This window comes from Nocardiopsis sp. NRRL B-16309, assembly GCF_001279585.1.
Taxonomy (GTDB): domain Bacteria; phylum Actinomycetota; class Actinomycetes; order Streptosporangiales; family Streptosporangiaceae; genus Nocardiopsis.
In genome coordinates this window covers 119,426-127,795 of record NZ_LGEC01000072.1, presented here as the reverse complement: position 1 = coordinate 127,795, position 8,370 = coordinate 119,426, and the positions used below count along the sequence as shown (strand labels likewise).

Annotated in this window: 11 protein-coding genes and 1 pseudogene; 5 read left to right on the top strand and 7 right to left on the bottom strand. The window is 74.3% G+C overall.

The annotated features are described in order from the left end of the window. Window positions 1-266 (bottom strand): annotated as a pseudogene (locus ADL05_RS14315) (ABC transporter ATP-binding protein); the annotation flags it as partial. 80 nt (window positions 267-346) lie between these two features. Here ADL05_RS14315 and ADL05_RS30545 point away from each other — a divergent pair. The 4 genes from ADL05_RS30545 to ADL05_RS14300 all read left to right on the top strand — a co-directional run bounded on the left by ADL05_RS30545 (window position 347) and on the right by ADL05_RS14300 (window position 3,419). Then, window positions 347-490: a hypothetical protein gene (locus tag ADL05_RS30545; RefSeq protein WP_197285796.1), complete on the top strand. Its 144-nt coding sequence runs from the start codon at window positions 347-349 to the stop codon at window positions 488-490. A gap of 241 nt (window positions 491-731) precedes the next feature. After that, window positions 732-1,673 (top strand): GlxA family transcriptional regulator, encoded by a 942-nt coding sequence (locus ADL05_RS14310; protein ID WP_053617441.1) that lies wholly within the window; start codon window positions 732-734, stop codon window positions 1,671-1,673. A 51-nt stretch (window positions 1,674-1,724) separates the two neighbouring features. Continuing rightward, window positions 1,725-2,366, top strand: a complete 642-nt coding sequence (locus ADL05_RS14305) for a DJ-1/PfpI family protein (RefSeq protein WP_053617455.1) — start codon at window positions 1,725-1,727, stop codon at window positions 2,364-2,366. 108 nt (window positions 2,367-2,474) lie between these two features. After that, window positions 2,475-3,419, top strand: a complete 945-nt coding sequence (locus tag ADL05_RS14300; protein ID WP_197285795.1) for a DUF2332 domain-containing protein — start codon at window positions 2,475-2,477, stop codon at window positions 3,417-3,419. A gap of 108 nt (window positions 3,420-3,527) precedes the next feature. Here ADL05_RS14300 and ADL05_RS14295 read toward each other — a convergent pair whose 3' ends face one another. Together ADL05_RS14295 and pip are read right to left on the bottom strand one after the other, a co-directional pair. Then, entirely contained in the window at window positions 3,528-4,514 is a 987-nt protein-coding gene (locus ADL05_RS14295; RefSeq protein WP_053617439.1) for an adenosine deaminase, read from the bottom strand. 164 nt (window positions 4,515-4,678) lie between these two features. Next, window positions 4,679-5,623: a prolyl aminopeptidase gene (pip, locus tag ADL05_RS14290; protein ID WP_053617438.1), complete on the bottom strand. Its 945-nt coding sequence runs from the start codon at window positions 5,621-5,623 to the stop codon at window positions 4,679-4,681. Between the two features lie 113 nt (window positions 5,624-5,736). On the opposite strand from pip, the gene ADL05_RS14285 reads away from it, so the two are divergent. Continuing rightward, window positions 5,737-6,135 carry a TIGR03618 family F420-dependent PPOX class oxidoreductase gene (locus ADL05_RS14285; protein WP_053617437.1) on the top strand — a complete coding sequence of 133 codons (399 nt, stop codon included), beginning with the start codon at window positions 5,737-5,739 and terminating at the stop codon, window positions 6,133-6,135. Here the strand turns inward: ADL05_RS14285 and ADL05_RS14280 are convergent. Genes ADL05_RS14280 through ADL05_RS14265 form a run of 4 tightly spaced genes read right to left on the bottom strand, consistent with a single transcriptional unit; the run spans window position 6,132 to window position 8,258 of the window. Beyond that, on the bottom strand, window positions 6,132-6,446 hold the full coding sequence (locus ADL05_RS14280; protein WP_053617436.1) for a hypothetical protein: 315 nt from the start codon (window positions 6,444-6,446) through the stop codon (window positions 6,132-6,134). The genes ADL05_RS14285 and ADL05_RS14280 overlap by 4 nt on opposite strands. Beyond that, entirely contained in the window at window positions 6,425-6,649 is a 225-nt protein-coding gene (locus ADL05_RS14275; protein WP_053617435.1) for a hypothetical protein, read from the bottom strand. The genes ADL05_RS14280 and ADL05_RS14275 overlap by 22 nt, the downstream gene beginning before the upstream one ends. A gap of 59 nt (window positions 6,650-6,708) precedes the next feature. Further along, entirely contained in the window at window positions 6,709-7,416 is a 708-nt protein-coding gene (locus ADL05_RS14270) for a helix-turn-helix transcriptional regulator (protein ID WP_053617434.1), read from the bottom strand. 59 nt (window positions 7,417-7,475) lie between these two features. Next, complete coding sequence (locus ADL05_RS14265; protein ID WP_231640746.1) at window positions 7,476-8,258, bottom strand: putative protein N(5)-glutamine methyltransferase; 783 nt, start codon at window positions 8,256-8,258, stop codon at window positions 7,476-7,478. Between the last annotated feature and the right edge of the window lie 112 nt (window positions 8,259-8,370).

The window sequence follows — 8,370 nt, the reverse complement described above, 5'->3', positions numbered from 1 at the left end:
AAGTGCTGGGTGGGTGTGTGGGTGGTGACGTGGCCGCGGGTGGGGGTGGTGCGGCCGGTGAGCAGGTGGGTCAGGGCGGTGGTGGCGGTGCTGGTGAGGCCGATGAGGGCGACGTGTTCGTTTTCGTGGATGGTGAGGTCGAGGTGGTCGACCAGGGTGGTGTGGTCGTGGGTGAGGGACACGTCGCGCAGCTCGATCAGGGGCGGGGCGGCGGCGGGTGTGGTGTGCGGTGTGCGGTGGAGTCGGCCGCGGTCTGAGAGCCTCACGGGTGTCCGTTCGTGTGTGTGGTCGTCACCTGCCTGGGATTGTCGCGTGCGGGTGAGAGTTCTGGTGATGTGTTCGGTTCTTGTCGGCGTGTTGGGCGCGGGCGGGGCTGGGTCGCGTCGGTGAACCCGAGGAGGTCGGCGAGGCCATCGCCGCGGTGGCCTCCGAGGGCCTGCGCTGGGTCACCGCCCAGCGCATCGAGGCCTCCGGCGGCGCCCTCCTGTGACCGGGCGAGGGCCTGGGAAGACGCAGGCGGCGACTCGCTTCCAGCCGGTCTCGTCCTCGCCCGGAACCGGCGCATCAGGGTTCCGGGCGCGGCATGAGCCCGCGCCGACTGACACCCCTCGGGCCCGGGGCCGGGGGGCTTGGGCGCGGGCATCGGTCGGCCCGGGCCGGGGCCGCGGTGGCAGGAAAGGTGGGGTGTGCGACCTTGTGGCCGCCGGGCGGGGCGGCCGAGGATGAGGGGCATGAGCCACGAGGTCGTCATCGCCCTGTTCGAGGGCGTGCAGAGCCTGGACGTGACGGGTCCGCTGGAGGTCTTCTCCGGCGCCTCGCGCGCTCCGGGGTCCGCCTACCGGGTGCGCACCGCCTCCCTGGGAGGGCGCACGGTCACCTCCTCCAGCGGGCTGGGGCTGGCGCCGCGGGCGGACCTGGGCGCACTCGGGCGGATCGACACCCTGGTGGTGCCCGGAGGCGAGGGCACCCGGGAGATGGATCCGGAGTTCGTGACGTGGCTGGCAGGGGCGGCGGGGCGGGTGGCGGGGGTGTGCACGGGCACGTTCTGGCTGGCCGAGGCGGGGCTGCTGGACGGCAAGGCGGCCACCACGCACTGGGCGCACTGCGGGCGGCTGGCACGCGAGTACCCGCGGGTGCGGGTGCGCGCGGAGCCGATCTTCGTGCGCGAGGGCGCGGTGTGCACCTCGGCCGGGGTGAGCGCGGGGATCGATCTGGCGTTGGCGCTGGTGGAGGAGGACCTGGGACGGCAGGTGGCGTTGGCGGTGGCCCGCCAACTGGTGGTGTTTTTGACCAGGCCCGGTGACCAGGCGCAGTTCTCCACCCATCTGGCGGCGCAGGCGGCGCAGCGGCCGGCCGTGCGCGAGGTCCAGCACTGGATCGCCCAGCATCCGGGCCGGGATCTGCGGGTGGAGGTGTTGGCGCGGCGGGCGGCAATGTCGCCGCGCCAGTTCGCACGGGTGTTCGCCGCGCAGGTGGGGGTGAGCCCGGGCCGGTATGTGGAGCGGGTGCGGTTGGAGACGGCCCGGCGGGTGCTGGTGGAGGGTGCGGCGCCGGTGTCGGCGGTGGCGCGCCGGTGCGGGTACGGGACGGCGGAGGCGATGCGGCGGGCGTTCGTGCGGGCGCTGGGGTGTTCTCCGGCGCAGTACCGGGAGAGGTTCGGGTCGCGTGTGTGAGGGCGGCCCCGGGGTGTTCGATGGTGTTCGAGTGGATGGGAGTGTGTGCTGATGCGGGTGGCGATCGCGTTGTTCGAGGGGTTCACGGTGCTGGACGCGGTGGGTCCCTACCAGGTGTTCAGCGGTGTGCCGGGTGTGGAGGTGGTGCTGGTCGGTGAGCGGGTGGGGCCGGTGCTCGACCATGTGGGGTCGGCGCGCATGGTGACCGAGGCCGCTTTCGCCGAGGTGGAGCGGGCCGAGGTCGTGGTGGTGCCGGGCGGTCCGGGCCAGGTGCACCACATGGACGGCGGTCCCGTGCAGGAGTGGGTGCGGGCGGTGGACGCCACGAGCACGTGGACGGCGTCGGTGTGCACGGGGTCGTTGATCCTGGCGGCGGCGGGGCTGTTGCGGGGGCGGGCGGCGACCTCGCACTGGCTGGCGGTGGACCAGTTGGGCGCGTGGGGTGCGAGCGCGTCGCCGGAGCGGGTGGTCTTCGACGGCAAGTACGTGAGCGCGGCGGGGGTGAGCGCGGGCATCGACATGGCGTTGGAGTTGACCGCGCGCGTGTGGGGGCCCATGGTGGCCCAGACGGTACAGCTGGCCATCGAGTACGACCCGCGGCCCCCTTTCGGTGCGGGCTCGCCCACCGGTGCGCCTGCTGAGGTCGTGGAACTGCTGCGCGGGCACGCGGACGCGGTGTTGCGGGGTCGGTGAGGCCGCTTCGTGGGCTCCGGGGCCGCCCGTGGGGTGTGCGGGTGTGACGAGGAGAGGCGGAACGGCGTGGAAGATGTGAGCGCGACCAGTGCCCAGGCGGAGGCCGTCATGAGACGGTACGAGGCCTTCGCCGTGGACTACGAGCAGGGGTCCTCACCGGCCTATGCCGAGATCGCGCGGGAGTTGGCCCGCGACCGGACGGTGGTCGAACTGGTGTGCGGGCTGCCGGAGGGGAACAAGCGCCAGCCGAACCTGCTGTTGGCGGCGGTGCGCTACCTGGGCGGCCCGGTGGACACGTGGGCGGGGTTTCGCGCCTATGTGGTCGAGCACTGGGAGTCGGTGAGGGCGGTGGTGCTGGAGCGCCGCACGCAGACCAACGAGGTGCGGCGGCTGGCGAGCATGCTGCCGGTGCTGGCGTCGCTGCGGGGGCCGCTGGCCCTGGTGGAGGTGGGCGCGTCGGCGGGTCTGTGCCTGTACCCGGACCGGTACCGGTACTCCTTCGACGGGGCCGCGCCGATCGGTCCGGCCGACAGTGAGGTGCTGCTGGAGTGCGCGACGTCGGGGCGGGTGCCGGTGCCCGAGCGGGTGCCGGAGGTGCTCTGGCGGGCGGGGATCGATCTGGACCCGCTGGATGTGCGCAGCGAGGAGGACGTGCGCTGGCTGCGGGCGCTGGTGTGGCCGGGCGAGGCCGAGCAGGAGCGTGTGGAGCGGTTGATGGGTGCGGTGCGGGTGGCGGCGGCCGATCCGCCGCTGATGGTGACCGGTGACCTGGTGGAGCAGGTGGAGTCGGTGGTGCGGCGTGCGCCCGCGGAGGCGACGGTGGTGGTGATGCACAGCGCTGTGCTGCCGTATCTGCCCCAGGAGCGGGCGAGGGCGTTCGTGCAGGCGATGGACCGGGTGCTGGGGCACTGGGTGGCCAACGAGGGGTGGCGTTCGCTGCCGGGGTGGCCGCGGGTGCGCCCGCCTGGGGAGAGCGGTTTCACGCTGGCGCTGGACGGTCGGGTGATGGGCTACACCGGTGAGCACGGCCAGAGTGTGGCCTGGGCCGGCTGAGCAGGCGCCTGGGTCGGGGCCGGCCGGGTGCTCGCCCGGCCGGGCGGCCGTTGGCGGGCGGGTGTGTGCGGGCCCCTGCCCCTGGTGGGAGCGGGGGCCCGTGGTGTGTCACCAGCCGGGGTGGGCGTCGACCTCGGCGATGAGGGCGCGTTTGCGGTCGGGGTCGAGGAAGGCGGCGGTGAAGGAGTTGCGGGCGAGTCGGCGCAGCTGCTCGGTGTCCAGGCCCAGGTGGGTGTGCAGGGCCTGGAAGTTGTCGTGGACGTAGCCGCCGAAGTAGGAGGGGTCGTCGGAGTTGACGGTCACGAGCAGGCCGGCGTCCATGAGGGCGGGCAGGGGGTGGTGGGCCATGTCGTCGACGGCGCGCAGGCGCACGTTGGACAGCGGGCACACGGTCAGGGGGATCTGGTCGGCCGCCAGGCGGTTCAGCAGGGCCGTGTCCTCCAGGGCGCGGATGCCGTGGTCGACGCGTTCGACCTTGAGCAGGTCCAGGGCCTGCCAGATGTAGGAGGCGGGGCCCTCCTCACCGGCGTGGGCCACGCAGCGCAGGCCCATGTGGCGGGCGGCGGCGAAGACCTCGGTGAACTTGGCGGGCGGGTGGCCGACCTCGGCGGAGTCCAGTCCCACGGCGGTGATGCGCCCCAGGTGGGGGCGTACCTGGTGCAGGGTGTCGAGGGCTTCGTGGGCGGGGCGGTCGCGCAGGAAGCACAGGATGAGGGCGGTGGAGATGTCGTAGCGGGCCAGGCTGGTGTCCAGGGCGGCGGTGAGGCCGTCGATGACGGTGTCCAGGGGGACGCCGCGGCTGGTGTGGGCCTGGGGGTCGAAGAAGATCTCGGCGTGGCGTACGCCCTGGGCGGCGGCGCGGGCGAGGTAGGCGTGGGCGAGGTCGGTGAAGTCCTGGGGGGTGCGCAGGACGTCCATGAGCTCGTAGTACAGGTTCAGGAAGGACTGCAGGTCGGAGAAGGAGTAGGCCTGGCGCAGGGCCGTGACGTCGGCGTAGGGCAGGGTGATGCCGTTGCGTTCGGCCAGGTCGAAGGCGAGTTCGGGCTCCAGGGTGCCTTCGATGTGCAGGTGGAGTTCGGCTTTGGGGATGGGCATGGGGTGTGCGGCGGCCTTTCGTGTCCTTGGGGGCGGGCGTGTGGCCATTGTCGCTGATGGGGGCGTGTGCGGTGGCCGGTGGCGGGTGTGGTGTGCGTCGATGGGACCGGTGACGGGGCCCGCCCCCCCCGCGGGCGGGCTCCCGTGTAGGCGGGCGCGGGCGGTCAGGGCAGGTCGGCGTAGCGGTCGGTGGCGGCGCGGGTGGCCCCGTGCAGGGTGATGGCGCCCGCCCCGTGTCCGGCTCCTTCGACGATGACCAGGTCGGCGCCCGGCCAGGCGCGGGCGAGGTCGTAGGCGGTGTCGGCGGGGCCGCTGATGTCCAGGCGCCCGTGGACGAGCGTGGCGGGGATGTGGGCCAGGTCGGGGGCGCGGGCGAGCAGGTGGCCTTCGGGCAGGAAGGCGGCGTGGGACCAGTAGTGGGTGACCAGGCGGGCGAAGGCCATGCGGAAGGCGGGGTCGCCGAAGCGGGGGTCGGGGGTGGAGCCGGGGGTGGCCGAGACGTGGGTGTCCTCCCACGTGCACCAGGCGCGGGCGGCGTCGGAGCGCACCCGCGGGTCGGGGTCGGCCAGGAGGCGGGCGTAGGCGGTGGACAGGTCGCGCGGGTCGGCGTCGGGTCCGGCGGCGGCGCGGAAGCGGTCCCATTGTTCGGGGAAGATCCGGCGCATGTCGTGGGTGACCCAGGTGATTTCGCGCCGTGTGGTGGTGGTGACGGCGAGCAGGACCATGGCGCGGACGGGTTCAGGGTGGGTGTGGGCGTAGGCCAGGGCCAGGGTGGTGCCCCAGGAGCCGCCCAGGACGAGCCAGGAGTCGATGTCCAGGTGGTGGCGCAGGGTTTCGATGTCGGCGACCAGGTGGTGGGTGGTGTTGGTGGACAGGTCGGTGCGGGGGTCGGCGGCGCTGGGGGTGCTGTGGCCGCTGCCGCGCTGGTCGAGCATGATGACGCGGTGGCGGGTGGTGTCGAAGAAGTCGGTCCATCCCGGGTGGGCGCCGGAGCCGGGGCCGCCGTGCAGGACCAGGGCGGGGCGTCCGTGGGGGTTGCCGTGGGCCTGCCAGTACAGGGTGTGGCCGTCGGTGGTGGGCAGGGTGCCGTGGGCGTGGGGTGTGCTCATGGTGGTCCCTGAGTTCGTGGGTGTGCGGGTGGTGGCCGGGGGCGGTGCGGGGGTCGGTGGTGCTGGGCGTACGCTTCGTTGCTGGTGGGTGAGTTGTCGACGTCGTAGATGAGGTGCCCGTGTCCGGTGGTCCCGATTCCTTCCTGGCTTTTTGGCGTGCGCGCCACCTGTGCACGTTGGCGGGTCCGCGCCCTGACGGGAGTGTGCACCAGGTGCCGGTGGGGGCGACCTACGATCCGCGCGAGCACCTGGTGCGGGTGATCACGGCGGCCTCCAGCTACAAGGCGGTGAACCTGGCGGCGCGGCCGGGGACGCGGGTGTCGGTGTGCCAGGTGGACGGGCGATGGTGGTCGACCCTGGAGGGGCCGGCGGTGGTGGTGTCCGACCCCGAGGAGGTGGCCGAGGCCGAGCGCCTGTACGCGCTGCGCTACCGTGCGCCCCGCCCCAATCCCGACCGGGTCGTGATCCGGATCGGTGTCGAGCGGGTGCTGGGCAACGTGCGCCCCGCCTAGGGCGTGCGGGGCGGGGGGCTCTGCGCTACGCGGGGTGGGGGCGGGTCGAACGGGCGTGTGGTCGGGCCGAGCAGGGTGTGCGCGGGTGCGGCGCCGCCGTGCCCGAGGCGGTCCCGGATCCGGCGGGCCGACCAGAGCACGCCGCCGGCGCAGGCGGCCAGGGCGGCGACCACGGCGCCGATCGCCTGCATCCAGTCGGTGACCGAGGGGCCCGGTGCGCTCGGGTCCGTGGTGCTCTGGGCGGTGGCGGTGGGCTCGGGTGAGGGTGGGCCATCGTCGGTGCGGGCGATCACGGTCGTGCCGTCGGGCATCTCGATGACCGCGGGGCCCGCACCGACAGAGTCTGGCCCGGGGTGGGGGAGACCACGGGGTAGGCGGTGCCCGGAGGGGGTGGTGCGGTGGCGCCGTCCTGGTCGTGGCGGGCGGTGAGGGCGTACACGCCGGCGGCGGTCGCGGTCAGGAGCCCGGCCAGGAACAGGGCGAACAGCATGGACCGCGCCCGGGGGTCGCTCATGGCGCCACGATGCCCGCCGCTGCGGCGGGGGCGCAACCGCGGTTGTGGCGGCGGCGCGCTCAGGTGGGGAGGTGCACGTCCCACAGCCGTGCCAGTGCGGTGCGGCCGGGGCCGGTGACCCGCAGTGCGCGGCCCGAGCCCACGCGTTGGCACCAGCCCGAGTCCAGGACCCATGCGCACAGGGCCGCTCCGGCCGCGCCCGCCAGGTGGGGTCGGCGCTCGGTCCAGTCCAGGCACGCGCGGGCCAGCGGGCGGCGTGTGCCGCGGGCCAGGGCGATGCCGTGTTCGTCGAACCAGGCCAGGCCCGCCCGGGTGAGCGCGAATCCGGTGTCCTGGGTCAGCAGGCCCTGGCGGGTCATGGCCTCGGTCACCGCGCACCCCAGGTGTCCGGCGAGGTGGTCGTAGCAGGTGCGGGCCCGGGCCAGGGCGGCGTCGGCGCGGTGGCGGCGCAGGGTGGGCGCCGGTGCGGCGCCGGGTCCAGGGGCGGCGTGGGCGGCCAGGGTCTCCACCAGGTGTGCGGTGCGGGTGTCGGCCAGGCGCAGGTAGCGGTGGCGGCCCTGGCGGTGCTGGGTGAGCAGGCCGCCCTGGACCAGGCGGGTCAGGTGTTCGGTGGCGGTGGAGGGGGCCACGCCGGTGTGGCGGGCGAGTTCGCCGGCGGTCCAGGCGCGCTGGTCGAGCAGGGCCAGGCACATCGCGGCGCGGGTGGGGTCGGCGAGCAGGCCCGCCAGGCGGGCCAGGGCGGCGGCGTGGTCGTGGGGTGGGCGCATGGGTCCAGGGTGTGTGGTGGCGGGGCGGCCGCGGTGTGGGCGGGTCGCCCCCCGGGGGGTCAGCGGGTGCCGATGATGACGGTGGCCTCCTGTTCGGGGCAGTGCCGTACCCGGCAGGTGAGGCCTGCGCCGGTGAAGGCGTCGCGGGCCGCGGTGATCTGGTCGTGGCCGACTTCGATGAGCAGGTGGCCGCCCGGCGCGAGCCAGTGCGGGGCCTGGTCGGCGACGCGGCGAACCAGGTCCAGGCCGTCGTCGCCTCCGTCCAGGGCGCGGTGCTGTTCGTGGTCGCGGGCCTCGGGCGGCAGGAGGGCGATGTGGCCGCTGGGGACGTAGGGGACGTTGGCGACCAGGATGTCGATGGTGTGGGCCAGGTGGTCGGGTAGGGCGTGGAAGAGGTCGCCCTGGTGCAGGTGGGCGCGGGGCAGGTTGTGGCGGGCGCAGGCCAGGCTGGCGGGGTCGATGTCGGTGGCGTGCAGGCGCAGGCGTGGGTGGTGGTGGGCCAGGACCGCGCCCAGGGCGCCGGTGCCGCAGCACAGGTCCACGGCCACGCCGGTGGGCGGGGCCAGGGCGGTGGCCTGGCGGGCCAGGTACTGGCTGCGGGGGCGGGGGACGAACACGCCGGGGTCCACGCGCAGGCGCAGTCCGCAGAACCGGGCCCAGCCCAGGACGTGTTGCAGGGGCACTCCGGCGCAGCGGTGGCGGGCCATGCGGTCGAGTTCGCCGGGGGTGCGGGCGGTGGCGGTGATCAGGGCCGCCTCGTCTTCGGCGAAGACGCATCCGGCGCGGCGCAGGCGTTGGGTCAGGGCCGACAGGGCGTCGGTGTCAGGGTGTGGGAGGACCACGGAAACCTTTCGATCACGTGGGTCGCCCGTGGTCAGGGGGTGGTCGTGCCACCCCGTGGTGAGGGCGTCCCTGTGGTGACTGCGAGGATCGCTGCTCACCTCCCCTGGCCGT

Bases quoted from the DNA above. Each gene is read 5' to 3' on its own strand.
- ADL05_RS14270 (WP_053617434.1), bottom strand. From the start codon at position 7,416: ATGCGCCCACCCCACGACCACGCCGCCGCCCTGGCCCGCCTGGCGGGC.
- ADL05_RS14280 (WP_053617436.1), bottom strand. From the start codon at position 6,446: ATGCCCGACGGCACGACCGTGATCGCCCGCACCGACGATGGCCCACCC.
- ADL05_RS14310 (WP_053617441.1), top strand. From the start codon at position 732: ATGAGCCACGAGGTCGTCATCGCCCTGTTCGAGGGCGTGCAGAGCCTG.
- ADL05_RS14305 (WP_053617455.1), top strand. From the start codon at position 1,725: ATGCGGGTGGCGATCGCGTTGTTCGAGGGGTTCACGGTGCTGGACGCG.
- ADL05_RS14300 (WP_197285795.1), top strand. From the start codon at position 2,475: ATGAGACGGTACGAGGCCTTCGCCGTGGACTACGAGCAGGGGTCCTCA.
- ADL05_RS14275 (WP_053617435.1), bottom strand. From the start codon at position 6,649: ATGAGCGACCCCCGGGCGCGGTCCATGCTGTTCGCCCTGTTCCTGGCC.
- pip (WP_053617438.1), bottom strand. From the start codon at position 5,623: ATGAGCACACCCCACGCCCACGGCACCCTGCCCACCACCGACGGCCAC.
- ADL05_RS14295 (WP_053617439.1), bottom strand. From the start codon at position 4,514: ATGCCCATCCCCAAAGCCGAACTCCACCTGCACATCGAAGGCACCCTG.